General features: G+C 63.8%; 22 protein-coding genes and 2 pseudogenes. 16 read left to right on the plus strand and 8 right to left on the minus strand.

The features are described from left to right. Positions 1–709: 709 nt before the first annotated feature. The 6 genes from AB4097_RS05040 to uraH form a co-directional block, all read right to left on the minus strand. Entirely contained in the window at positions 710–1,657 is a 948-nt protein-coding gene (locus AB4097_RS05040) for a c-type cytochrome (protein WP_442037515.1), read from the minus strand. A 107-nt stretch (positions 1,658–1,764) separates the two neighbouring features. Further along, complete coding sequence (locus AB4097_RS05045; protein WP_442037516.1) at positions 1,765–2,202, minus strand: c-type cytochrome; 438 nt, start codon at positions 2,200–2,202, stop codon at positions 1,765–1,767. A 135-nt stretch (positions 2,203–2,337) separates the two neighbouring features. Beyond that, positions 2,338–2,655, minus strand: a complete 318-nt coding sequence (locus AB4097_RS05050; protein WP_442037517.1) for a rhodanese-like domain-containing protein — start codon at positions 2,653–2,655, stop codon at positions 2,338–2,340. A gap of 67 nt (positions 2,656–2,722) precedes the next feature. After that, entirely contained in the window at positions 2,723–3,169 is a 447-nt protein-coding gene (gene lysM, locus AB4097_RS05055; RefSeq protein ID WP_442037518.1) for a peptidoglycan-binding protein LysM, read from the minus strand. Between the two features lie 75 nt (positions 3,170–3,244). Then, complete coding sequence (gene puuE, locus AB4097_RS05060; RefSeq protein WP_442037519.1) at positions 3,245–4,687, minus strand: allantoinase PuuE; 1,443 nt, start codon at positions 4,685–4,687, stop codon at positions 3,245–3,247. Positions 4,688–4,689: 2 nt separating this feature from the next. Next, positions 4,690–5,043: a hydroxyisourate hydrolase gene (gene uraH, locus AB4097_RS05065; RefSeq protein ID WP_442037520.1), complete on the minus strand. Its 354-nt coding sequence runs from the start codon at positions 5,041–5,043 to the stop codon at positions 4,690–4,692. Positions 5,044–5,248: 205 nt separating this feature from the next. Here uraH and AB4097_RS05070 point away from each other — a divergent pair, with 205 nt between their 5' ends. The 8 genes and pseudogenes from AB4097_RS05070 to ligD all read left to right on the plus strand — a co-directional run. Continuing rightward, positions 5,249–6,475: a urate hydroxylase PuuD gene (locus AB4097_RS05070; protein ID WP_442037521.1), complete on the plus strand. Its 1,227-nt coding sequence runs from the start codon at positions 5,249–5,251 to the stop codon at positions 6,473–6,475. A gap of 103 nt (positions 6,476–6,578) precedes the next feature. Then, positions 6,579–7,013: a GlcG/HbpS family heme-binding protein gene (locus tag AB4097_RS05075; protein WP_442037522.1), complete on the plus strand. Its 435-nt coding sequence runs from the start codon at positions 6,579–6,581 to the stop codon at positions 7,011–7,013. A 172-nt stretch (positions 7,014–7,185) separates the two neighbouring features. After that, positions 7,186–8,772: a peptide ABC transporter substrate-binding protein gene (locus AB4097_RS05080; protein WP_442037523.1), complete on the plus strand. Its 1,587-nt coding sequence runs from the start codon at positions 7,186–7,188 to the stop codon at positions 8,770–8,772. A gap of 82 nt (positions 8,773–8,854) precedes the next feature. Further along, positions 8,855–9,775: an oligopeptide ABC transporter permease OppB gene (gene oppB / locus AB4097_RS05085; RefSeq protein WP_442037524.1), complete on the plus strand. Its 921-nt coding sequence runs from the start codon at positions 8,855–8,857 to the stop codon at positions 9,773–9,775. A gap of 8 nt (positions 9,776–9,783) precedes the next feature. Continuing rightward, positions 9,784–10,926, plus strand: a complete 1,143-nt coding sequence (locus AB4097_RS05090; protein WP_442037525.1) for an ABC transporter permease subunit — start codon at positions 9,784–9,786, stop codon at positions 10,924–10,926. Between the two features lies 1 nt (position 10,927). After that, a complete protein-coding gene (locus tag AB4097_RS05095; protein WP_442037526.1) occupies positions 10,928–12,562 on the plus strand; it encodes an ABC transporter ATP-binding protein in 1,635 nt (544 codons plus the stop codon). Between the two features lie 41 nt (positions 12,563–12,603). Continuing rightward, positions 12,604–13,257 (plus strand): annotated as a pseudogene (locus AB4097_RS05100) (DNA polymerase ligase N-terminal domain-containing protein); the annotation flags it as partial. Between the two features lie 57 nt (positions 13,258–13,314). Continuing rightward, a pseudogene (gene ligD / locus AB4097_RS05105) lies at positions 13,315–14,184 on the plus strand (non-homologous end-joining DNA ligase); the annotation flags it as partial. A 3-nt stretch (positions 14,185–14,187) separates the two neighbouring features. On the opposite strand, the gene AB4097_RS05110 reads toward ligD, so the two are convergent. Beyond that, positions 14,188–14,904 (minus strand): glutathione S-transferase family protein, encoded by a 717-nt coding sequence (locus AB4097_RS05110; protein ID WP_442037527.1) that lies wholly within the window; start codon positions 14,902–14,904, stop codon positions 14,188–14,190. A 58-nt stretch (positions 14,905–14,962) separates the two neighbouring features. Here AB4097_RS05110 and AB4097_RS05115 point away from each other — a divergent pair, with 58 nt between their 5' ends. Beyond that, complete coding sequence (locus tag AB4097_RS05115; RefSeq protein ID WP_442037528.1) at positions 14,963–15,787, plus strand: polyphosphate kinase 2 family protein; 825 nt, start codon at positions 14,963–14,965, stop codon at positions 15,785–15,787. Positions 15,788–15,793: 6 nt separating this feature from the next. On the opposite strand, the gene AB4097_RS05120 is transcribed toward AB4097_RS05115, so the two are convergent. Beyond that, positions 15,794–16,846: an ElyC/SanA/YdcF family protein gene (locus AB4097_RS05120; RefSeq protein WP_442037529.1), complete on the minus strand. Its 1,053-nt coding sequence runs from the start codon at positions 16,844–16,846 to the stop codon at positions 15,794–15,796. A 232-nt stretch (positions 16,847–17,078) separates the two neighbouring features. Here AB4097_RS05120 and AB4097_RS05125 point away from each other — a divergent pair, with 232 nt between their 5' ends. The 7 genes from AB4097_RS05125 to AB4097_RS05155 all read left to right on the plus strand — a co-directional run bounded on the left by AB4097_RS05125 (position 17,079) and on the right by AB4097_RS05155 (position 24,045). Further along, positions 17,079–17,915 carry a universal stress protein gene (locus AB4097_RS05125; protein WP_442037530.1) on the plus strand — a complete coding sequence of 279 codons (837 nt, stop codon included), beginning with the start codon at positions 17,079–17,081 and terminating at the stop codon, positions 17,913–17,915. Positions 17,916–17,933: 18 nt separating this feature from the next. Then, positions 17,934–18,848, plus strand: coding sequence for an SMP-30/gluconolactonase/LRE family protein (locus AB4097_RS05130; protein WP_442037531.1), 915 nt, complete (start codon positions 17,934–17,936; stop codon positions 18,846–18,848). A gap of 439 nt (positions 18,849–19,287) precedes the next feature. Beyond that, entirely contained in the window at positions 19,288–20,223 is a 936-nt protein-coding gene (locus AB4097_RS05135) for a DMT family transporter (protein ID WP_442037532.1), read from the plus strand. A 108-nt stretch (positions 20,224–20,331) separates the two neighbouring features. Continuing rightward, a complete protein-coding gene (locus AB4097_RS05140; RefSeq protein WP_442037533.1) occupies positions 20,332–21,522 on the plus strand; it encodes a substrate-binding domain-containing protein in 1,191 nt (396 codons plus the stop codon). A gap of 6 nt (positions 21,523–21,528) precedes the next feature. Then, positions 21,529–22,308 carry an ABC transporter ATP-binding protein gene (locus tag AB4097_RS05145; protein ID WP_442037534.1) on the plus strand — a complete coding sequence of 260 codons (780 nt, stop codon included), beginning with the start codon at positions 21,529–21,531 and terminating at the stop codon, positions 22,306–22,308. Further along, positions 22,301–23,026 (plus strand): ABC transporter ATP-binding protein, encoded by a 726-nt coding sequence (locus AB4097_RS05150; RefSeq protein WP_442037535.1) that lies wholly within the window; start codon positions 22,301–22,303, stop codon positions 23,024–23,026. Before AB4097_RS05145 ends, AB4097_RS05150 begins: the two co-directional genes overlap by 8 nt. Next, positions 23,023–24,045, plus strand: coding sequence for a branched-chain amino acid ABC transporter permease (locus tag AB4097_RS05155; protein WP_442037536.1), 1,023 nt, complete (start codon positions 23,023–23,025; stop codon positions 24,043–24,045). The genes AB4097_RS05150 and AB4097_RS05155 overlap by 4 nt, the downstream gene beginning before the upstream one ends. Positions 24,046–24,123 lie beyond the last annotated feature (78 nt).

Below are 24,123 nucleotides of genomic sequence, written 5' to 3' on the forward strand. Positions count from 1 at the left end.
GCCTCCTGGCGCCGGCTGCGTGACCGGCGGACAGGACCGTGCCTGCTCCCACAACTTGCGACGCCTCGCGAAGCGCGCCCCTCGTCGGATCAGGCTGTGCAACGATATAGCCAAGGTTGCAGCATCTGTCAAGAACAAAATGAGAACATAACCTCTGCCGCACCATGTCATGGCCGGCGTTAGGCCGCTGCTCCCGCCTGCTGCAGCCTCACCGCCGTCATTCCGGGGCGCCGGAGGCGAGCCCGGAACCCATGAACACAACGGCTCAAGAAAACACGATCCGCGTTGCGCCTCTTTCGGCATCGCCTGCGGTCCTGGGTTCCGGGCTCTCGCTCACGCTCGCCCCGGAATGACGGCCAGGGTGCTTTTCAGCACCGGGATAGCCGGCACAAGCCCGGCCATGACGGGGGAGAGGATGCAAGCGCAGCGCTCATCCCCTTGCCTGAGCCCTCATCGTGAGGACCGCCGCAGGCGGTGTCTCGAGGTCCCGGACGATGTCCGGGCACGAGGGCGTCTCCAGCGCTCTCTGGAACCTCCTTTCGAGACGCAGCTGCGCTGCTCCTCAGGATGAGGCCAGAGAGTTTGAGAGAAGGCGTGGATGGCCGATGGCCGGGACTGATCCCGGATCAAGTCCGGGGACGGCCATGCCAGTGGAGGGGATGCCGTTCACGGAAGAATCAGCAGCGGCCGCGAATATTCTCTGCCAACCCTATTCAGGCTTCTTGAAGCCCTGCTTCGGCGGCAGGGACAGGAGATATTCCGCCATGGCCTTCCGGTCCGCGTCGGACAGATGAGACGTGTTGCCCACTACGGCGCCCATCGGTCCGCCGACCGTATCGAAGTTCGGCGTCTCGCCGGTCTTCAACAGGGTCGTGAGGTCATCCGGTGTCCAGCCTCCGATGCCGGTCGGATGCGGGGTGATGTTGGGAACGGTGCCCCGGCCCTCCGGATCGGGGCCGCCGGCGAAGCGCCGGTCCTCGATGATGGCACCGGCGGCATTGCGCTCGCTGTGGCATTCGGCGCAATGCCCGGGCCCGTTCACCAGAAAGGCGCCCCGGTTCCAGCTCGCCGGCTTGGATGGATCCGGCCGGAAGACCTGCCCGTCCAGGAAAGCGAGCTTCCACAGGCCGACGCCCCGGCGGATGTTAAAGGGGAAAGGCAATTCGTGATCCGGCGCACGCCCTTCGACGGGCGCAAGCGTCATGATGAAGGCGAAGAGATCCCCGAGGTCCTCAGGGCTCATCCTCTGATAGCTCGTATAAGGAAAAGCCGGATAAAGGTGGCTGCCGTCGGGGGCAACGCCCTCACGCATGGCGCGGACGAAATCCGCCGTGGTCCAGGAGCCGATGCCATCCTGCTTGTGGGGCGAGATGTTCGGAACGTGAAAGGTGCCGAAGGGCGATTTCAGCGCATATCCGCCGCCGAGCCGCAGCTTGTCGTCCTGATTGGGCACCGCGTGGCATGAGGTGCAGCCCCCGGCATAAAACAGGGTGCGGCCGTTCTCGAGGTTGGGTTGGCGACTTGAGCCGCTTGACGTTTCTGAGGGAGCCGGATCGTTCCCCCTGATCAGGTTGTAGGCCATTGGGGAGGTCAGGCCCCAGAAGCCCAGCGCTCCGACGAGTGCCAGAACCAAAAGACCCACGAGCGCTTTACGCATCGACGCATCTCCAAAGGAAACGGGCAGCCCTGGCGTATTGGACCCAAAAGTGCAAATCCACTTTTGGGTCCGATGCTCTGAGGCCGCCCATCTTCAGGCTCTCGAACTTAAGAGCTCTTCTTCCGGAACTCGTTATGGCAGGTGCCGCAGTTCTGAAGCACCTTCGGCATCTCGGTCTTGAACGAGGCCTCATCCTTGATCGAAGCCATGGCGGTCTGGGCGTCCTGGCTCATCTTCGATCCATAGGATTCGAACTTGGCCTTGTTCTCCCACACGGACGGCAGGGCCTCGGTCTTGGGCGCGTCCTTCGAATTCTCGGGGAACAGGGCCACGAACTTCACGGGGTTTTCCGCGAGCACCTTCAAGCTGGCCTGGACCTTGGCGAGATCGAACGGCTCCTGGCCGCGCATCATGGCGCCGATGGGCCGGGTCTGGGCTCCCATCTGCTTCATGAGCGCCTGGCGCTGCTCGACCACATCGCTCTGTGCGATGGCGGCAGTCACCCCGAGGGCCGCGAGGCCGGCGACAAATATCGTACGCTTCATATTGTCTTTCCCTTATGGGCGCGACCGATGGCGTCCCTACGAACCACCGTCAGCGGGCCGGCATTAGCGCATATCTGGTTAAGCTTGAGCACTCTACTTTGGAACACATCTATGTGAGCGGCCCGTGCTCCCCGGTCATTCCACGGGTTCGCCCGATGCAGCCCAGTCCTTGAAGCCGCCCTTGTAGTGCTCGCGGATGTCCCGGCCGGCAGCCTGCGCGAATTCGAGGGCTCTGACCGACCGGACGCCGGCCGCGCACGAGAACACGATTCGCTTGCCTTCAGGCAGGGAGGACGGATCGAAGGTCGAGAGCGGATGGGACACGGCACCGGGAATGTGCCCGGCGGCGAATTCATGCGGCTCGCGGACATCGACCAGAACGAGAGAGCCTTCCCGAAGCCCCTGCTTGACGGCCTCCCGCTCGAGATCGATGATTCTTGGCGCTTCATTCATGGAAATTCCTCCCTGGGATGGGCCACTCATATCGGCTTCCCAGGGAGGAGTGCAATCCGGTCCCGTCTTAAGCCAGAGGCGGAATCCGCAGCACCCAGCCCGGCTGGATCATGTCGGGATCCTTCACCGGCGGGGAATTGGCCTTGACGATCTCGGTGTATTTCGCGCCTTTGCCCTTGCCGTAATGCTTCTCGGCGATCTCCCAGAGGGTGTCCCCCTTCTGGACGGTATACATGGTCGAGGCCTGCGATGGCTGCTGGACCTGAAGCTCGCTCGTATCGACCTCGGCCACGCCATAGGTGTTGCCGAGGGAGAGGATGATCTTCTCGGCCTCCTCCTGATTGGCGGCCTGTCCCGACAGCTTCACCTTGTCGCCGTCGACCTGGATCCCGAGCTTGGAGGCGTCGAATCCGTGCCCCTGGACCTCCTGCTGCAGTTTGTCGGGAGTAGCGGCGGCGGCGCTGCCTCCGAAGATCTTGGCGCCGGCCTCCTTGATGAATTTGAACAGACCCATATCGTCCTCCTCCTTCCGCCCGGCTCACGATGGCCAAGCTGTCAGGAAGACGCGCATTGGCCCTCAGGGTTCCGGTCAGGCCAGGTTCGAGAAGACGTCCGCCAGCGACGGCAGCCGGTCCTTCAGCCTGAGCAGGGCGATCAGCTCGATTTGCCCCATGGCGGTTTCGAACTCGATGTCCTGCTCATGGTCCAGCCGCTCCTCGAAGGCGGCGAGGATCTCGCCCTTCGAGCGGCCCTTCACCGCCATGATGAAGGGGAAGCCGAATTTCTGCCGGTACGCGTCGTTCAGTTTCAGGAATCGGTTACGCTCCTCCTCGGTCAGGCTGTCGAGACCGGCCGAGGATTGCTCATTGCGTGAATCGGCCGTGAGATCGGCAAGCTTCAGCCGTCCGGCGAGGTCCGGATGGGCATTGACCAGTGCCAGTTTCTGCTCGCGCGTTCCCTCCGAGAGCGCTTGGACCATCGCCGCATGGAGCCCCTCGGCCGTATCCTGCCCGGTTGTCAGTCCGGCAACGTAGGTGCGTTCCGCGATCCAGGGCGAATGCTCGAAGATATCGCCGAAGACGTCCACGAACAGCATGCGGCTCATGCGGCTGGGCTTGAGATCGACTGGGCGGTGGTTCCGGATCCAGTGACGAGCGATGTCGATGCGCCGCGCCACCCAGACATGCTCATGAGACGCAACGTAATCCAGGAAGCGGGCCAGGGCCGCGGCGCGGCCGGGGCGGCCGACGAGACGGCAATGGAGCCCGATCGACAGCATTTTCGGCGCCGTCTCGCCTTCCGCGTAGAGCGTGTCGAAACTGTCCTTCAGATAGGCGAAGAACTGGTCGCCCGCATTGAAACCCTGCGGGGTGGCGAAGCGCATGTCGTTGGCGTCGAGCGTGTAGGGCACGATCAGCTGCTGCCGGTCCCCGTGCCGTTCCCAATAGGGCAGCTCGTCCGCGTAGGAATCGGCGCTGTAGAGGAACCCGCCCTCCTCCGCCACGAGACGGTTGGTGTGCTCCGACGTGCGGCCCGTGTACCAGCCGAGAGGCCGCTCTCCCGTCACCTCAGTATGGATGCGGATCGCCTCCTTCATGTGCGCCCGCTCTTCTTCCGCCGAGAAATCCCGGTAGTCGATCCACTTGAGTCCGTGGCTTGCGATCTCCCAATCGGCCTCCTTCATGGCCGCGACAGCGTCCGGATTCCGCTTGAGGGCCGTGGCGACGCCGTAGACGGTCACCGGCATGTTGCGCTCGGTGAACATCCGCCACAGGCGCCAGAAGCCCGTGCGGGAGCCATATTCGTAGATCGACTCCATGCTCATGTGCCGCTGGCCGAGCCAGGGTTGCGCGCCCACGATCTCCGACAGGAAGGCTTCGGATGCCCGGTCGCCATGGAGGACGTTGTTCTCGCCGCCCTCTTCGTAATTGATCACGAACTGAATGCAGATCCGCGCCTGGTTCGGCCAGCGCGGATGCGGCGGGTTGCGGCCGTAGCCGACGAGGTCGCGGGGATAGGAGGTCTCGGACAAGGTCAGCTTCCTCGATAGGTGGAGTAGCTCCAGGGCGAAACGAGGAGCGGAACGTGGTAATGCCCGTCGGACTCCGCGATGGTGAAGCGGATCGGAACGACGTCCAGGAACGGCGGATCGGCGGTCGCCGTGCCGAGCGACCTGAAATAGGCCCCGACCGAGAAGACGAGTTCATAGGTCCCGGCGCGGAAGGCGTCGCCGATCATCAGAGGCGCATCGGTGCGCCCGTCGGCATTGGTCGTGGTCTTGACGACCGAGCGGCGTTGCTCGCCGTCGACCGCGAAGAGCTCGATGGCGACCCCGCCGGCAGGCCTGCCGTTGACGGTATCCAGAACGTGGGTGGACAAGCGTCCCATGAAACCTCGCGGGTAAAGAATGGCGTATGGCGTCTCCGGAAATCTTTCGGTCCCGTGCCCTCACGTCAAGCTGCCACCGTCATCCCAATTGTCGAAAGGCCGGGTTTCCGGGACAGGGTTCCTGTTGAAAAAGCCTGAACCCGGGCCTTCCGCAAACGGAGGCGCCGCCATAGGGTACACGCTCCCTCATGGCTCAAGGGCTTGCATGATCGACCCGCAAATTTCCGAATGGATCAGCCAGATCATTCGCTGGATCCATGTGATTACCGCGATCGCCTGGATCGGCTCGTCCTTCTATTTCATCCATCTGGATCTCAGCCTCAAGAAGCGCGAGGGGCTGCCGGCAGGCGTCGGCGGCGAGGCTTGGCAGGTTCACGGCGGCGGTTTCTACAACATGCGCAAGTATCTCGTTGCGCCCCCCGAGCTGCCGAAGGAGCTGACCTGGTTCAAGTGGGAGAGCTATTCCACCTGGATCAGCGGCTTCTTCCTCATCGTCTGGGTCTATTATCTCCACGCCGACCTCTACACTATCGATCCGAGCGTTCGGGCCCTTGCGCCCTGGCAGGCGCCGGCCATCGGCATCGGCGGCATCGTGGTGAGCTGGTTCGTCTATGAGGGCCTCTGCCGCTCGCCCCTGGGCAGAAACGGCGGCGTCCTCGGGGTTGCGCTCTTCGTCTACATCCTGCTGGCCGCTTTCGCCTTCACGCAGGTGTTCAACGGCCGCGCGGCCTTTCTCCATACGGGCGCGATGATCGCCACCTGGATGTCGGCGAGCGTGTTCTTCATCATCATCCCGAACCAGAAGAAGGTGGTGGCCACGCTGCTGGCGGGTCGCTCGCCAGACCCGAGACTCGGCGCGGAGGCCAAGCTGCGATCGACGCACAACAACTACCTGACGCTTCCCGTCATCTTCCTGATGCTGTCGAACCATTACCCGCTCGCATGGTCCTCGCGCTACGCGGTCGCCATCATCGGGATGATCGTGATCGCAGGCGCCGTGATCCGGCACTTCTTCAACTCGCAGCATGCCGGCAAGGGATCGCCGTGGTGGACCTGGGCTGTGGCGGCGCTCTGCATCTGGGCGGCAATCTGGCTTTCGATCCTCGGCAAGCCGGGGAACGCCAATCTGGCGGCGGCTCCCACGAATGCGACACCTGCGGCCGTGACGGCCTCCTTCGACGAAGCCGTGCTCACCATCCAGTCCCGCTGCTCCATGTGCCATGCGGCCGAGCCCGTATGGGACGGCATCACAACGGCCCCGAAGGGCGTTCGCCTCGACACGCCGGAGGAGATCGCCCGCCACGCGGAGATCATCCGCGTCCAGAGCGTGCTGACCCACGCCATGCCGCCCAACAACATCACCGAGATGACCCTGGACGAGCGCAAGGCCGTGGCAACCTGGCTTGCGGCCAAGGACACGGCCACGCGCTAAAACATCGGACGCGCAAGCGGGAACCAGCTCTGCGTGTAAAGATGCGGGAAAACAAAGCCTTAGAGCGTCTGCCCCCGACAACGACACTTACTGGAGAAACCAAGTGACCGAACTCACCCTGGAAGCAGCCCAGAAAATCGCCGCCTCCACTCTCAAGACCGCGCGGGAGAAAGCCTTCAAGCCCCTGTCCGTCGTCGTCTACGACGCCCGGGGCGCCCTCAAGGCGCTCCTGTCGGAAGACGGGACCAGCCTGAAGCGGGCCGAGATCGCCATGGGCAAGGCCTATGGCGCCTTGTCCCTGGGCATCGGTTCCCGCGCGCTCCACAAGATGGCGACCGACCGCCCCTACTTCATCGCCTCCGCTACCCATGCGGTCGGGGGACAGCTCGTGCCGGTCCCGGGCGGTGTTCTGATCAAGGACGCCCAGGGACAGATCCTCGGCGCCGTGGGTGTCTCGGGCGATACCTCGGACAATGACGAAATCGCCGCTGCCGGGGGTATCGAGGCGGCAGGACTGGTGTTCGACACCGGGGCCTGAGCCCTCTTAAAACTGCTAAACCTTTACTATTCTTGATTTTTCTCGACTTTTAGGGATAGTACTGGACATAAACAGTTGATTGATCAACAAATAGGGCAAGGTTACTGCCCTAACCGGCTCTGACCGAGACATTCAAGAACTCTGCAATAAGACCAGAAAGGGAACCCGCCCAATGTCATCATGGATCAAACGCACGGCTCTTGCCGCCGTCGCCACGGCCGCCCTCATGGGCGCCGCGTCGGCTGAAGTCGTCTACAACCGCGCCAATTCGGGCGAGCCGGAAACGCTCGACACGCACAAGACGTCGACCGTCCAGGAATCGCACATCCTGCGCGACATGCTCGAAGGCCTCGTGACCTACAACGCCAAGGGCGAAGCCGTCCCCGGCCAGGCCGCGAAGTGGGAAGTCAGCGACGACGGCAAGACTTATCGCTTTACGCTTCGTGATGGCCTGAAGTGGTCGAACGGCGACCCGGTCACGGCCGAGGACTTCGTTTATTCTTATCGCCGCATCATGGATCCGGCGACCGGCGCGAAATACGCCAACATCCTTTATCCCATCAAGAACGCCGAGAAGATCAACAAGGGCCAGGGCAAGCCCGAGGAGCTGGGCGTGAAGGCGGTCGACCCCAAGACGGTCGAGATCACCCTCGAAGCCGCGACCCCCTACTTCATCGAGCTGCTGACCCACCAGACCAGCCTTCCCGTGCACAAGGCCTCGGTCGAGAAGTTCGGCAAGGACTTCGTGAAGCCGGGCAACATGGTGACGAACGGCGCCTACAAGCTGGTCGAGTTCGTGCCGAACTCCCACATCAAGCTCGCCAAGAACGAAAACTACTACGACGCCAAGAACGTCCAGATCGACACGGTCAACTACTTCCCGACTCCCGACTTCGCCGCCATGGTCCGCCGCTACGAGGCTGGCGAACTCGACACCACGGACGACGTGCCGGCCGACCAAATGAAGTCGCTCAAGGAACGCTTCAAGGATCAGGTCAAGCTCGGCCCGTATCTCGGCACCTGGTACATGGTCGTGAACTCCTCGAAGGCTCCCTTCAACGACGTGAAGGTGCGCCAGGCCCTGTCGATGCTGATCGACCGCGAGTTCATCGCCGAGCAGATCTGGGGCCAGACCATGCAGCCGGGCTACTCGTTCATGCCCCCGGGCGTGGGCAATTACGGCGAGCCGGCCTACATGAGCTACAAGGACCAGTCCCCGATCGACCGCGAGGACGCCGCCAAGAAGCTCCTCACGGAAGCGGGCTTCGGCCCGGGCAAGCCGCTGAAGGTCGAGATCCGTTACAACACCACGGACAACAACCGGAACACGGTCATCGCCATTTCCGAGCAGTGGAAGCAGGCCGGCATCGAGACCTCCTTCATCAACACGGACGGCAAGACCCACTTCGCCCATCTGCGTGACGGCGGCGATTTCGACGTGGCCCGCTACGGCTGGATCGCCGACTACTCTGATCCGAACAACTTCCTGTTCCTGCTCAAGAGCGACAACAAGGGCTTCAACTACGGTAAGTACAACAATCCGGAGTTCGACAAGCTGCTCGACGACGCGGCCAAGGAGCTTGATCTCACGAAGCGCGCCGACATGATGAAGAAGGCCGAGGCGATTCTCATGCGGGACATGCCCTGGATTCCGATCATGTACTACGGCAAGAGCAACCTGATCTCGCCGAAGATCAAGGGCTTCGTGCAGAACACCCGCGGCGTCTATCCGTCGCGGTTCCTGTCGAAGACGCAGTAAAAATAAATCTGCCAAAGGGGGCGGTCTGCGCGTCAGGCCGCCCTATTCTTTTATTGTTATGCTGTAGCAGGAGGAGCTTTCCGTGCTCTCCTTCATCTTTCGCCGTTTCCTATCGGCCATCCCGACCCTTTTCATCATCATCACCATCTCGTTCTTCCTGATCCGGCTCGCGCCCGGCGGGCCGTTCGATCTGGAGCGGCCCCTCGAGGCCAAGGTGATGGAAAACCTCAACCGGATCTATCAGCTCGATAAGCCGCTCTTTCAGCAGTACCTGCTGTATCTCGGCGCCGTCGCGCGGGGCGATTTCGGCCCCTCCTTCATCCTGCGCGACTTCTCGGTGGGTGAACTCTTCGCGCGCGGCCTTCCGATTTCGATGACCCTGGGCGCCCTCGCCCTGTCCTTCGCCATCATCGTCGGCGGCACCCTGGGCTCCATCGCGGCCCTGCGCCAGAACAGCACCGTCGATTATCTGGTCACCGGCATGGGCGCGCTGGGACTGACCATCCCGAACTTCGTCGTGGCGCCGATCCTCCAGATCGTTTTCGGCCTGGCTCTCGCGTGGCTTCCTGTCGCCGGGTGGGCGAACGGAAACATCCGCAACCTGATCCTGCCCGTGCTGGTCCTGGCCCTGCCACAGATCGCGGTCGTTTCGCGCATGACCCGCGCGGCGATGATCGAGAACCTGCGCTCCAACCACATCCGCACCCTGCGCTCGCTGGGCCTGCCCACCCGGGTGATCGTGGCTCATGCCCTGCGCGGGGCCGCCCTGCCCGTAGTGTCCTATCTTGGACCTGCGGCGGCAGCCCTGCTCACCGGCTCCGTGGTGGTGGAGACCATCTTCGGCCTGCCGGGCATCGGACGCTACTTCGTCGAAGGAGCGCTGAACCGCGACTACACCCTCGTCATGGGCACGGTCGTGGTGGTCGCCGTCTTCGTTCTGCTCTTCAATCTCGTGGTCGATATTCTCTACGCCCTTATCGATCCGCGCATTCGCTACGAGTGAGACCTCCCATGGCTGAAGGCGCCGTTCTCCCCGTCGAAACCATGACGGGCCCCATCACCGGACGCTCCCTCTGGGCCGAGGCCCGCGGTCGTCTCGTTCGCAACCGCGCCGCGCTGACCAGCATCATCGTGCTCGGCCTGATCGCGCTCGCCTGCATCTTCGGGCCGTTCTTCACGGGCCATCCCTTCGACCGGGTCTATCCTGATTACGTGAAGGTGCCGGCAAGCCTCGAGGCCTATCCGAAGGCCGATCAGATCGAGCCCAATATCGAGCGCATCGGTGCCCGCGTCCGTGCGAAAGCTGAAAACATCGCCATCGACAACGACGTCGTCCACATGACGCTCGTGAGCTCGAGCAGCCGGCCGATCGACGAACGGCTGCTCGCCTATTTCGAGCGCTCGGACCTGTTCGGACCAGCCCGCGTGGTGGAAAAGCAGCAGGAGGGCCAGCGCCTCGTCGTCGATGTGCCCTTGAAGCGGCAATACTTCTTCTTCGGCACGGATACCAACGGACGCGATCTTCTCACCCGCACCATGAAGGCGGGCCAGATCTCGCTCGCCATCGGCCTGCTCGCCACCTTCGTGGCGATTATCATCGGCGTGATCTACGGCGCGACATCCGGCTATCTCGGCGGACGGGTCGATCTCGTGATGATGCGCATCGTCGACGTTCTCTACTCGCTGCCTTTCATCTTCTTCGTGATCATGCTGGTCGTGTTCTTCGGCCGTAATTTCGTGCTGATGTTCATCGCGGTCGGCGCCGTCGAATGGCTCGACATGGCCCGTATCGTCCGAGGCCAGACGCTTTCCATCAAGCGGCAGGAATACGTGCAGGCCGCAGAAGCCCTGGGCGTCGAAACCAAGGGCATCATCCGCCGCCACGTGATTCCCAACACGCTGGGACCCGTCGTGGTCTACATGACGCTTCTCGTGCCGAAGGTGATCCTGCTGGAGAGCTTTCTCTCGTTCCTCGGCCTCGGCGTCCAGGAGCCCAACACCAGCCTCGGCGTCCTGATCTCGGAAGGCGCCAAGAACATCCAGGGCGCCACCTGGATGCTGATCTATCCCTCCATCACGCTTGTCGCGATCCTTTTCTGCCTGAACTTCATCGGCGACGGCTTGCGCGATGCTCTCGACCCGAAGGATCGCTGAGATGGCTGAACCCGTTCTTTCCGTCCGCAACCTTCACGTCCGTTTCCGCACCGGCGACGGCATCCTCCATGCGGTAAAGGGCATCGACCTCGACATCAATCCGGGCGAAACCGTCGCCATCGTGGGCGAGTCCGGGTCGGGCAAGAGTCAGACCATGATGTCCGTCATGGGGCTTCTCGCCTCGAACGGCTGGGCCGAAGGCTCGGTCAAGTATCGCGGCGAGGAGCTTGTCGGCCTGTCTCCGGGCCGGCTCAACAACTACCGCGGCTCCAAGCTCACCATGATCTTCCAGGAGCCGATGACCTCCCTCGATCCGCTCTACCGGATCGGCGATCAGCTGAGCCTTCCGCTCACCACCCATGGCGGCCTGAGCAAAGCCGAGGCCCGCAAGCGCGCCATCGAGCTTCTGGAACTCGTCCGCATCCCCGACCCGGCGCGGCGCATCGATGCCTATCCGCACGAGATGTCGGGCGGCCAGCGCCAGCGCGTGATGATCGCCATGGCGCTCGCCAACAACCCGGACGTGCTGATCGCCGACGAGCCGACGACCGCTCTCGACGTGACCGTCCAGGCCCGCATCCTGGAGCTTCTGGCGGACCTGCAGAAGCGGCTCGGCATGTCGATCGTGTTCATCACCCACGATCTCGGCGTGGTGCGCCGCTTCGCCGACCGCACCTATGTGATGAAGCGCGGCGAGGTGGTGGAAAGCGGCGACACCGACGCGATCTTCGCGGCGCCCAAGCATCCCTACACGCAGATGCTCATCGACGCCGAGCCGACCGGCCGCAAGGAGCCGGTCGCGCCCACGGCGCCGGTGGTGCTCGATGCGCGGAACATCGCGGTTCAGTTCGCCCTGGAGAAGAGCTTCTTCGGCAAGGCGACGCATGTGCTTCGTGCCGTCGACGATGTGAGCCTGCGGGTTCGCGCCGGCGAGACGGTGGGTGTCGTGGGTGAATCCGGCTCGGGCAAGTCGACCCTCGGCCGAGCCATCCTGCGCCTTCTGCCCGCCTCCGGTCTCGTGCGGTTCGAGGACCGGAACCTGATGCCTCTCGACCGGGGCGGCATGAGACCCCTGCGGCGTCATCTCCAGCTCGTGTTCCAGGACCCCTTCGGCTCCCTGTCGCCGCGCATGACGGCGGGTGAGATCGTCACCGAGGGCCTGCTCGTCCACGAACCGAGCATCTCGCGCAAGGAGCGCGACCGGCGGGCCGCCCAGGCCTTCGAGGAGGTGCAGCTCGACCCGGCATGGCGCAACCGCTTCCCGCATGAATTCTCCGGCGGCCAGCGTCAGCGCATCGCCATCGCCCGCGCCATGATCCTGCATCCGAAGCTCGTGGTGCTCGACGAGCCGACCTCGGCGCTGGACCGCTCCGTCCAAAAGGAAATCGTCGAGCTGCTGCGCGGCCTGCAGAAGGCCCACGGCTTGGCCTACGTCTTCATCAGCCACGACCTCGCGGTCGTGCGGGCGCTCTCGGACGAGATCATGGTCATGAAGAGCGGCAAGGTGGTGGAGCGCGGCACGGCCGAGGAGATCTTCGACAGGCCGCACGAAGACTATACCCGCGATCTGATCGCGGCCGCCTTCCTGACCGAGCGCGACAAGGCCGAGGCGGCAACCCAGCCCTTGGCCTCCTAGCGCTGGAACCAGAACCCATGGCGCGGATTTGACTCGGCGCCATGGCAAAGCTCGCAGCCTATCGCGCCAAGCGCGACTTCACGAAAACCTCCGAGCCGGCGGGCAAAGCTTCCCGCCGTCGCGGTGCTTCCTTCGTCGTGCAGAAGCACGACGCCTCGCGCCTGCATTACGATTTCCGCCTCGAGCTCGACGGGGTTCTCAAGAGCTGGGCGGTGGCGAAGGGACCAAGCCTCGTCCAGGGCGAGAAGCGCCTCGCGGTCCATGTGGAGGACCACCCGCTCGATTACGGCGACTTCGAAGGCACGATCCCGGAAGGCCAATATGGCGGCGGCACCGTTCTGCTGTGGGATCGCGGGACATGGGAGCCGGAAGGCGATCCCCACGAAAGCTACGAGAAGGGCCGTCTCACCTTCCGTCTTGATGGCGAGAAGCTGCATGGGACATGGCATCTCGTCCGCATGGCGAAACGTCCCCGCGAGCGGCAGGAATCCTGGCTTCTGATCAAGGCCGAGGATGGCTATGCTAGAGGCGAGAACGATCCGGACATTCTCGACGAGGCGCCATTGTCGGTGAAGACGGGCCGCTCGCTGGAGGAGATCGCCCCGGCACGCAAGGCGAAGAGTGCTGCGAAGAAGAAATCACCGGCAAAGAAGGCACCATCGGCAAAGTCGGAAAAGCCCGCGAAGCGGAGTGCGTCGAAGTCCATGGAATCCGGTAGAAGTTCAGCCGAAGTGGCTGGCGTTCCCCTCACCCATCCTGACCGCGTGCTGTGGGAAGATCAGGGATTGACCAAGCAGGAACTGGCCGAGTTCTATGCCGGCATCGCCGATTGGCTCCTGCCGCATCTGGTCAACCGCCCTCTCACGCTCACCCGCTGTCCCGGAGGAGTGCAAAAGAAGTGCTTCGTCCAGCGCCACTCCTGGGCGGGCATGAATTCCTTCATCCACCGGGACATGGTGCCGGACGGGAAGAGTCAGTCGGAAGTCCTGACGGTTCGCGACATTCAGGGCGTCATAGCCCTCGTCCAGTCCGGCGTGCTGGAGATGCATGTCTGGGGCGCGACCCTGGCCGACCTCGAACGTCCCGACCGGCTCATCTTCGATTTCGATCCCGGTGACGGGGTGGAATGGCCGCGTGTGATCGAGGGTGCATTGGCCGTCCGCGAACGGCTGAAAGCGCTGAGCCTGGAAAGCTTCGTGAAGACGACCGGCGGCAAGGGCCTGCACGTGGTCGTGCCACTCAAGCCGAAAGCGCCCTGGAAGGACGCTCTCGTGTTCACGCGCGAGATCGCCGAAGCCATGGCGGCCGAGGAGCCGGATCGCTACACGACCACCTCCGTCAAGCAGGAGCGCGAGGGTCGCATCTTCATCGATTACCTGCGCAACAATCGCGAGGCGTCGGCAATCGCCCCCTACTCCACGCGCTCGCGACCCGGCGCTCCCGTGGCGACGCCCATCGCCTGGGAGGAGCTGTCGCCGGATCTCAGGCCCAACGGCTTCAGCGTCAAGAACCTAAGCAAACGTCTCGCTTCGCTGAAACGAGATCCCTGGGCCGAAATGGGCAAGGTCGATCAGGTATTGCCTGAGCGCCGCCCATCGAAGCGAACATCGCGCAAGAAGTAGAACTCAGAACACCGGAGCCTTGATCCCTTCCACCTCGAGCGCCTTCTGAACGGCGGGCCGTGCGAGCACCCGCTCAGCCAAGGCGTTGAGGTTCGGAATGCTACGCGGCGGGCGCGGCATGCCCCGGCCCCAACGGATCAGCATGAACAGGAACAGGTCGGCTGCGGAGAAACGCTCGCCGAGAAGCCAAGGCTTGTCGCCGAGCTGCCCGGAGATCACGTCGAACATGCGGTCGAGGCGCTCTCCGGCTGCCTGCTTGACGGTCGGCGCAGCGGCCTCGTCCTTCACGTGCTCGTGCGGATAGAACCAGGCGCGAAACTCCACTTGCGGCGTGTTCGTGAGATGGATCATCCACCTGTAGAACTCCGTCCGCTCGACCGTTCCGACGGCGGGCGCAAGGCCCGATTCCGGGAACTTGTCGGCCAGATGAAGAGCGATGGCAGCCGTCTCGAACAGGACGAGATCGCCGTCGACGAGAACGGGGATGCGCCCGCTCGGATTGAGCTTGAGATAGTCAGTGCTTTTCTGGGCGTTCTGCCCGCGATCCACGAGGCACAGCTCGAACTCCGCCCCGATTTCCCGCAGCATCATGTGCGGCAGGAGACTGGCATTGCCGGGATAATAGTAGAGTGACAGCATCGTGGCGGCTTCTTCCATGGTGATGGGGAGATCATTGGTAGGCACTGCCGGAATGTCCGTAAAGACCGGGACGGCCGCCATCCCAACCTTCCTTTCCGGCCATGGTGCCCTATCGTCCTGGAGACATGGAGGACAGGGCATGGCGGATCAGGAACGGACCTTGATGAACAAGCTTCGGGTCGAACCCGACGGGAAGGTTCGGCTGAAGGACTGGGATCCACGGGACAAATCGCTCTTCAAGGACGAGGAGGAAACGAAGGCCGCAACGGCGGCTCTCGCCAGGGATATCGACATCCTGCAGGACCGGCTCTACGCGGAGGGAAAGCGGTCCCTGCTCGTGATCCTGCAAGGCACCGACACATCAGGCAAGGACGGCACGATCCGCGGCGTGTTCAATGCGGCCGGGCCGTTGGGCGTCTCGGTCCACGCCTTCGGCCCGCCGTCGCGGATCGAACTGGAGCACGATTATCTCTGGCGCGTCCATGAGGCCGTTCCCAGACGCGGCACCATCGGCATCTTCAACCGCTCGCATTACGAGGACGTTCTGATCGGCCGGGTCAGGAAGCTCGCGCCTGACAAGGCCATCGAGCAGCGTTACGAGCAGATCAACGCGTTCGAGAAGATGCTCGCGGAGAACGGCACGACAATCCTCAAGTTCATGCTGCACATCTCGAAGGACGAACAGAAGGAGCGGCTTCAGGAGCGGCTCGACGATCCGACGAAGCACTGGAAGTTCAACCCGGGTGACCTGGAAGATCGGGAGCACTGGGACGAATACCAGGAAGCCTATGAAACGATGCTCAATCGCTGCTCGACCAAGTGGGCGCCCTGGCACATCATTCCCGCCGACCGGAAATGGGTCCGCAACGCGGCCATCGCGACCATCGTCAAGGCGACCCTTGAGGAGATGGACCCGCAATATCCGAAAGTCTCCTGGAAACCAGGAGACTTCAAGATCGAGTAGGCCCGTTTACTGCTGGATGCCCGGATAGGCCCACAGGCCCGAGACGCGCATGAGATCGCGGTAGATCACCATCCGCTCGTCCTTGGAAACCTTCGCCGCCTCCTCGACCGACGACGCGTCGAGGGCCACCACCGGAAGGATCGGCGCGCTGAGCCCGTACTGCCGGAAGGCATCTTCGAGCAACGTGCGGGCGCGGCGCATATGGCTGGAGCTCGTCACCAGGATGACCGCATCGGCTGTGTGGCGCTTTAGCAGGTTGGCGACGTTCAGCACGTTACCGACCGTATCCTTCGACTTGTCCTCGATGAGGATGCGGTCCCGGTCGACACCCTTCTCCACAAGCCATTTGGTCATGACGTCACCCTCGGTGACACCGGCCTGCGGCTGGCCGCCCGTGACCATGATCCGGGCCGTCGGATTCGCGTTCGCGGCCTTCAGCGCCACGTCGAGCCGGTCGAGGAGCGGTTTTTCCGCCGTGCCGTCCTTGGCGAGCGCATAGCCGAGGGTGACGATCATCACGCGGCCGGGAACGGTCGGCACGTCCAGGTTCGGACGCTCGGCCATGATGGCCTCGGCGCGGGTGAAACGCTGGCGATAAGCTTCCGCGCGCTCGCGGTCGAGAGCGGCCAGCGCCTGATCCGTCAGGGCCGCCTCGTCGGCCTGCCCCTCGATCCGCGCGAGCGCCGCGAGCCAGGCCTGCGCATCGAAGGAGGCCGGATCCTTGGCGAGAATGTCCTGATAGGTTGCCCGGGCGCCTGAAAGGTTCTTCTGCAGGATCTGGGATGAGGCGACCGCGAAGCGGAAATCGAGACGCTCGGGCGCAAGGGTCGAGGCCTCGGCGAACGCCTTCTCCACCACGTCGTAGCGTCCGTGCAGGGTAATGCCCTTGAAGATCTCGGCTTCCGCCTTCTTCACGTCCCCGCCGGTCCAGTAATACTGCATGCCGGTATCAACCAATGTCTTGATCCGGCTCGTATTGCCCTGATCGAACGCATGGGCGGTCACGGAAATGGACAACGCGAGGAGAGTGGCTGCGCCGATGGTCGCGAACTTACGCATTTCTTAGGACTCCTTGATGTGGCGGGGCATTCAAGCTGGAACCGACGACAACCGGATGTCAAACCCTAGAGCTGTTTCCACTGGCGTGGAATCCCCTCTCTTTTTTGCTTTGCCGCATTTTTGACGGTGAACCGGACCCACTTCCCCGAAAAATGCTCCAGCCCATCCACAGCCCATGGTGAACTTTCGGATGGTCTTGCCGAGCGCGGGTTTAAGCGCGACAATAATCCTTATGAAGAGCATTCTCGTCCCGATTGAAGACCACGGAATCGTCGAGCCCCAGCTGCGGACTGCCCTGCAGGTCGGCCGGATTTTCGACAGCTATATCGAGGGGATCGCCATCACCCCCGATTATCCGGTTGTCCTGCCGGTGGACATCGCCATCGGTGTTCCCTCACCCATCACCCCGGAGAACCGGCTCGAAATGGCCCGCGCCTGCCGCGAGCGGTTCGAGGCCTTCATGACCGTGCAGCAGATCGAACGCGCCTCGGCGGGCCTGCCCGGCCTGGGCTTCGGCTGGCGGCAGGACGGGCTCACGGAAGACGCGTTCCTCGGCGCCTACGGCCGGGTGTTCGATCTCATCGTGGTCGGACGGCCGGACGGGTCGAACGGCCAGACCCGCCTCTCCACCGTGGAGGCGGCCCTGTTCGAGACCGGCCGTCCCATCCTCATCGCGCCGCCTCAAGCGCCCCGCACCTTCGCCGAGACCGTCGTGATCGCGTGGAACCGGAGCACCGAGACCGCACGCGTGGTCCTGGGCGCGATGCCCCTGCTCAAGAAGGCGCGGCGCATCGTCGTTCTCGAACTGGAAGACTGGGGTGTGCCCGGTCCTTCCGGTTCGGAACTCGCCAGGCATCTGCGCATGCACGACATGCCGGCCGAGGCGATCACGGTACCCGATCCCTCGAACAAGCCCGGAGAGACCATCCTGTCCGAAGCCACTGCGGTCGGATGCGATCTTCTCGTGAAGGGTGCCTATACCCAGAGCCGCCTCAGGCAGATGTTCTTCGGTGGTGCGACCAGCCATATCCTCGGCAACACGTCCATTCCCGTTCTGATGGCTCACTGACAGGACTTGAGAGCTCCCATGTTCAGAGATGTCGCGGTTGTTCTCGACGAGCGCTTCCAGCACCTGTTCAAGGGATCGGCGCGTTTGGAGAAATTGGCGGAGGGCTGCCGCTGGTCGGAGGGCCCGGCCTATTTTCCGGCAGGCCGCTATGTGGTCTGGAGCGACATTCCCAACGACCGCATGATGCGGTTCGACGAGACCTCCGGCGCGGTCAGCGTCTTTCGCCATCCGGCCGGGTATTCCAACGGCAACACCGTCGACCGTCAGGGGCGTCTGGTCACCTGCGAGCACGGCAACCGGCGCGTGACGCGCACCGAGCATGACGGCTCCATCACCGTGCTGGCGAGTCATTATGAGGGCAAGCGCCTCAACAGCCCTAACGATCTGGTGGTGAAGTCCGACGGCTCGATCTGGTTCACGGACCCAGCCTACGGCATCGATTCCGACTATGAGGGCCACAAGGCGGAGAGCGAGATCGGCGCCTGCCATGTCTATCGCGTCGATCCGCAGACGGGCGATGTCCACATCGTCGGCGACGATTTCGTGCGCCCCAACGGCATCGCCTTCTCGCCCGACGAAACGCGTCTCTACGTGGCCGATACCGGCGCGACCCACGTGAAGGACGGCCCGCGCCATATCCGCGTCTTCGACGTGAGCGCCGACGGCGGCCTCTCGAACGGCAAGGTCTTCGCCACCTGCACGGCAGGCCTGTTCGATGGCTTCCGGCTGGACGACGCGGGACGGATCTGGACCAGCGCCGGCGACGGCGTCCATTGCTACGACCCCGACGGCACGATGATCGGCAAGATCCTCGTGCCGGAAACCGTGGCAAACGTGGTGTTCGGCGGGCCGAAGCGGAACCGGCTCTACATCTGCGCGACCACATCGCTCTACGCGATCATGCTGCCGGTGAACGGGGCGAAGACGTTTTAAGGCATCGCACCTCGTGTCATGACGTTTAGTGTTGCACCGCCGTCATTACGGGGCGCCGCAGGCGAACCCATAACCCATAACCATGGCGGCTCAAGGAAGTACGAGCCGCCTCACACTCATTTCCGGCATCGTTAGCGGTTATGGGTTCCGGGCTCTCGCTTACGCTCGCCCCGAAATGACACCCTCCTCGTCATCACCGGCCTTGTGCCGGCTATCCCCGTCGTCAACCCTGGCCCTCCGCCTCATCCTGAGGAGCAGCGCAGCTGCGTCTCGAAGGATCGTCCAGAGAGTACAGGAGACGCCCTCGTCCTTCGAGACGGTCGCTGCGCGACCTCCTCAGGATGAGGGCTCAGGTCAATCAGAATGAAGCGAGCGTCGGACTAAGGTCGTGTTCGACAATGCTTGTGCATTGCCGGCGCTTCGCTCATGTATGCGCCCCATGAGTCGCCCCGGTTCATCCTCCGCGCAAATCGTCCGTTCAGGCACCCTCGTCGGCATCGGCCTGATGCTGCTGGGCGTGTTCATGTTCGCCATGAACGACGTCATGGGGAAGTGGCTCGTCGCCACCTATTCGGTCGGTCAGGTCCTGCTTCTGCGCAGCATCGCGGCCCTGATGGTTCTCCTGCCCATCATGCGACAGCGGAAGGTGCCCTTCGCCATTCCGCCGCAACCGGCCCTGCACGCGGTCCGTATCACGCTTTCAACCCTCGAAGTCGCCTGCTTCTACTGGGCCGTCACCTATCTGCCGCTCGCCGACGTGATGACCTATTATCTCGCAGGCCCCATCTATGTCGCGGCCTTCGCGGCGTTCTGGCTCGGCGAGAAGATCGACAAGCCGCGCATCCTGGCGATCGCGGTCGGTTTCATCGGCGTCCTCATCGCCCTGCGTCCGTCGACGGCCACCCTGTCTCTCCCTGCTCTCATCGCGCTCGCAGGGAGCCTGTTCTACTCGCTCCTGATGATCACCACCCGCAAGCTCCGGGACACGGACGACGCAACGCTCGTCTTCGGCCAGATTCTCGGCGCGCTGATCTTCGGCCTCGTCGCGGCCCCCCTCGCCTGGGTGACGCCGGGGCCCCTCGACCTGGCGGGTCTGTTCCTGCTCGGCATCGTGTCCATGGCGGCCCATGTCTGCGTCAACCGCTCGCTGAAGATCGCTCCTGCCTCCGTCGTGGCGCCCTATCAGTATACGCTGATCGTGTGGGCCATCGTCCTGGGCTACCTGTTCTTCGGCGACGTGGTCGGCTTCTGGACGCTGGTCGGCGCCGCCATCATCTGCGCCGCCGGCGTGGCTCTGATCCTCCTGGAGCGTGAAGCCGCCCGGCGCGGGCGCGAGGCCAAGGACATCGAAACGCCCGTGCTGCCGGAGGCCTGAACCGGCACAGCTATAGCGTGTCGTTTTCCCTGCGGATGGTCCGAGAGTCGAACTTGACATGCTGCACTGCGAAGCAGCCAATGGCGCAATAAAGACACGGGGAGTCCGATGCGCCTGAAGCTTACCATTACTGCCGCTACGGCAGGCATTCTCTTTGCCTCCGCGGCTTTCGCCCAAGACATCAAGATCGCGCTGATCGCCGGCAAGACCGGGCCGCTCGAAGCTTACGCCAAGCAGACCGAAGCCGGCTTCATGATGGGCCTGGAATATCTCACGAAGGGCACGATGGCCATCAATGGCCGCAAGATCAACGTGATCGTGAAGGACGACCAGCTCAAGGCCGATCTCGCCAAGACCCTGCTGGAACAGTCCTACAACGACGACAAGGTCGATCTGGCCGTCGGCACCACGTCGTCCGCAGCGGCGCTTGCCATGCTGCCGGTGGCCGAAGAGAACGGCAAGGTGCTGATCGTGGAGCCCGCCGTGGCCGACGCGATCACAGGCGAGAAGTGGAACCGCTTCATCTTCCGCACCGCGCGCAACTCGACGCAAGACGCCTACGGCGCCGCGGCCGCCGTTCCGGCGAGCGGCGAGGTGTCCATCGCGACGCTCGCGCAGGATTACGCCTTCGGCAAGGACGGCGTTACGGCCCTGAAGAACGCGCTCGCCGAGATCCGCCCGAATGCCAAGGTCGTGTTCGAAGAATACGCGCCGCAGAACGCCACGGACTTCACGGCTTCCGCGCAGCGCATCTTCGACGCGCTCAAGGACAAGCCAGGCAAGAAGATCATCAACATCATCTGGGCCGGCCAACACCCGCTGCCGAAGATCGCCGACCTGAAGCCGGAGCGCTTCGGCATCGAGATCGCGCCCGGCGGCAACATCCTGCCGGCCATGCAGATCTACAAGAACTATCCCGGCATGGAAGGCGCAGTGTATTACTATTATGCATTCCCGAAGAATCAGATGAACGACTGGCTCGTGGCCGAGCATCAGAAGCGCTACAACGCGCCGCCGGACTTCTTCACCGCGGGCGGTTTCGCTGCGGCTTCTGCTGCCGTCACGGCCATCCAGAAGGCGGGCGGCACCGACACCGAGAAGCTGATCACGGCCATGGAAGGCATGACCTTCGAGACGCCGAAGGGACCCATGACCTTCCGCAAGGAAGACCATCAGGCCCTGCAGGAGATGTATCACTTCAAGGTCAAGGCCAACGGCAAGGACGCGAACGACCTGCTCGATCTCGTGGCCACCATCCCGGCCGACAAGATGCCGATCCCGGTTCGCAACAAGCGCTGAACCCCCGTGATCCTGTCGAAGACAACGACGCCCGCGCTTGAAACGCGCGGGCTTACCATTCGCTTCGGCGGCCATGTGGCCGTCAACGACGTGTCGTGCCGGTTCACGCCGGGCACGCTCACGGCCATCGTCGGCCCGAACGGCGCCGGCAAGACGACCTATTTCAATCTCATCTCGGGCCAGCTGCGCGCCACGTCGGGCCAGGTGCTCGCCGAGGGCGAGGACATCACGTCGCTTCCCACCTCGGCACGGGCGAAGCGCGGTCTTGGACGCGCGTTCCAGCTTACCAACCTGTTCCCGCAGCTGACCGCCCTCGAGAACGTGCGCTTGGCCGTGCAGAGCCGCGCCGAGGCGGGCTGGTCCCTGTTCAAGGTGTGGAACTCACGCCGCGACCTGATCGAGAAGGCGGAAAGCATCCTGGAAAGGGTGCGGTTGGCGGACAAGCGCCACATCGCCCCGAAGGCGCTCTCCCACGGCGACCAACGCAAGCTCGAAGTGGCGCTGCTGATCGCCATGGAGCCCAAGGTCTTCATGTTCGACGAGCCGACCGCGGGCATGAGCGTCGACGAGGTGCCGACCGTGCTCGAACTCATTCACGACATCAAGCAGCGCGGCGACGCCACGGTGCTTCTGGTGGAGCACAAGATGGACGTGGTGCGCTCGCTCTCCGACCGCATCATCGTGCTGCACAACGGCACGCTCGTCGCAGACGGCGAGCCCACGGAGGTCATCGCCTCGCCCGTGGTGCAGGAAGCCTATCTCGGCGTGGAGGTCACCCGTGCCTGAGCCCCTCCTCCAGTTGAGCGGCGTGCATACGCATATCGGCCCCTATCACATCCTGCACGGGGTGGACTTCGCGGTGCCTGCCGGCGAGCTGACCATGCTTCTCGGCCGCAACGGCGCGGGCAAGACCACGACCCTGCGCACGATCATGGGCCTGTGGCAGGCATCATCCGGCCGCATCCGGTTCGACGGGCGCGACATCACGGCGAGCGCCACGCCGGACATCGCGCGCTCGGGCATCGCCTATGTGCCGGAATCCATGGGCATCTTCACCGACCTGACCGTGCGCGAGAACATCGTGCTCGCCGCCCGTTCCGGGCCTGTCGACAAGACCCGGCTCGACTGGATCCTCGGCCTTTTCCCCGCCCTCAAGCGGTTCTGGAACCTGCCGGCGGGCAATCTCTCCGGCGGGCAGAAGCAGATGCTCGCCATTGCCCGCGCCATTGCGGAGCCGCGCCGCCTGCTCCTCATCGACGAGCCGACCAAGGGCCTCGCGCCCGTGATGGTGCGCTCCATGATCGAGGCCTTCAAGGCCCTCAAGGCCTCGGGCGAGACGATCCTGCTGGTGGAGCAGAACTTTTACGCCGCCTCGGCGCTCGGCGACAACGTGGTCGTCATGGATGACGGGCGCATCGTGCATTCCGGCGCCATGCGCGACCTCGTCGCCGACACGGCCCTGCAGCAGCGTCTGCTCGGCCTTTCCCTGGATGCGCATCAATGAGCGACCTGACCACGGACGCCTCCGCCCCGGCCGAGCTGCCGCGCGCCAAGACCGATTGGCTTCCGCTCCTGCTGGTTCCGGCGCTCGCGCTGCTCGCCCTGCCCTTCGTCGGCAGCCCTTCGACCTGGGTGACGCTCACCGTGGCGGGGCTGGCCATGGGCATGATGATCTTCCTCATGGCCTCGGGGCTGACCCTGGTCTTCGGCCTGATGGACATCATCAATTTCGGCCATGGCGTGTTCATCTCGCTCGGCGCCTACGCGACGCTCCTTGTGCTCGGGCCGCTCGCCGGCTGGGCGACGGCGGATTCCATCGGGTTGAACCTCGCCCTGCTGCTCCTGTGCATCCTCGCCGCCATGGCCGTGACGGGCGCCGCCGGCGCCGTCTTCGAACGCGTCATCGTGCGCCCGGTCTATGGCAGCCACCTGAAGCAGATCCTCGTCACCATGGGCGGGCTGATCGTGACCGAGCAGCTGATCCACGCCATCTGGGGCGCCTCGCCCATCCCGATTCCGCTGCCGCAATCCCTGCGCGGCGCCTTCGTGCTCGGCGACATCGTCATGGAGCGCTACCGGGTCGTCGCCGTCGCCATCGGCCTCGTGGTCTTCATGGGGATGCAGCTCCTCCTCAACCGCACCCGCATCGGCCTGCTGATCCGGGCGGGCGTCGAGAACCCCGAGATGGTCGAGGCGCTGGGCTACCGCATCCGCCGCCTCTTCGTGAGCGTGTTCGTCGCCGGTTCGGCGCTCGCCGGTCTCGGCGGCGTCATGTGGGCGTTCTACCGCCAGACGCTCACCGCCGGCATGGGCATGGAGGTGATGGTGCTGGTCTTCATCGTCATCATCATCGGCGGCCTCGGCTCCGTCGGCGGCTGCTTCGTCGGCTCGATCCTCGTGGCGCTCGTCGCCAATTACGTCGGTTTCATCGAGCCCAAGCTTGCCCTGATCTCCAACATCCTCGTCATGGCCCTCGTGCTGATCTGGCGTCCGCAGGGCCTGTTTCCGGTGGCCCGCCGATGAGCACATCTTCCACCTCTGCCCTCGCCCTTCCCTTCGACGAGACACGCCGGCGCGGCGGCCTCTTGAGCGCGATCCTCT

The organism is Microvirga sp. 2MCAF35, assembly GCF_052115545.1.
Classification (GTDB): domain Bacteria; phylum Pseudomonadota; class Alphaproteobacteria; order Rhizobiales; family Beijerinckiaceae; genus Microvirga.

Coding starts and splice junctions, on each gene's coding strand:
- AB4097_RS05080 (WP_442037523.1), top strand. CDS start 7,186: ATGTCATCATGGATCAAACGCACGGCTCTTGCCGCCGTCGCCACGGCC.
- AB4097_RS05090 (WP_442037525.1), top strand. CDS start 9,784: ATGGCTGAAGGCGCCGTTCTCCCCGTCGAAACCATGACGGGCCCCATC.
- AB4097_RS05070 (WP_442037521.1), top strand. CDS start 5,249: ATGATCGACCCGCAAATTTCCGAATGGATCAGCCAGATCATTCGCTGG.
- uraH (WP_442037520.1), bottom strand. CDS start 5,043: ATGGGACGCTTGTCCACCCACGTTCTGGATACCGTCAACGGCAGGCCT.
- AB4097_RS05130 (WP_442037531.1), top strand. CDS start 17,934: ATGTTCAGAGATGTCGCGGTTGTTCTCGACGAGCGCTTCCAGCACCTG.
- AB4097_RS05040 (WP_442037515.1), bottom strand. CDS start 1,657: ATGCGTAAAGCGCTCGTGGGTCTTTTGGTTCTGGCACTCGTCGGAGCG.
- AB4097_RS05135 (WP_442037532.1), top strand. CDS start 19,288: ATGAGTCGCCCCGGTTCATCCTCCGCGCAAATCGTCCGTTCAGGCACC.
- AB4097_RS05120 (WP_442037529.1), bottom strand. CDS start 16,846: ATGCGTAAGTTCGCGACCATCGGCGCAGCCACTCTCCTCGCGTTGTCC.
- AB4097_RS05095 (WP_442037526.1), top strand. CDS start 10,928: ATGGCTGAACCCGTTCTTTCCGTCCGCAACCTTCACGTCCGTTTCCGC.
- lysM (WP_442037518.1), bottom strand. CDS start 3,169: ATGGGTCTGTTCAAATTCATCAAGGAGGCCGGCGCCAAGATCTTCGGA.
- AB4097_RS05050 (WP_442037517.1), bottom strand. CDS start 2,655: ATGAATGAAGCGCCAAGAATCATCGATCTCGAGCGGGAGGCCGTCAAG.
- AB4097_RS05045 (WP_442037516.1), bottom strand. CDS start 2,202: ATGAAGCGTACGATATTTGTCGCCGGCCTCGCGGCCCTCGGGGTGACT.
- AB4097_RS05140 (WP_442037533.1), top strand. CDS start 20,332: ATGCGCCTGAAGCTTACCATTACTGCCGCTACGGCAGGCATTCTCTTT.
- AB4097_RS05115 (WP_442037528.1), top strand. CDS start 14,963: ATGGCGGATCAGGAACGGACCTTGATGAACAAGCTTCGGGTCGAACCC.
- AB4097_RS05125 (WP_442037530.1), top strand. CDS start 17,079: ATGAAGAGCATTCTCGTCCCGATTGAAGACCACGGAATCGTCGAGCCC.
- AB4097_RS05110 (WP_442037527.1), bottom strand. CDS start 14,904: ATGGCGGCCGTCCCGGTCTTTACGGACATTCCGGCAGTGCCTACCAAT.
- AB4097_RS05155 (WP_442037536.1), top strand. CDS start 23,023: ATGAGCGACCTGACCACGGACGCCTCCGCCCCGGCCGAGCTGCCGCGC.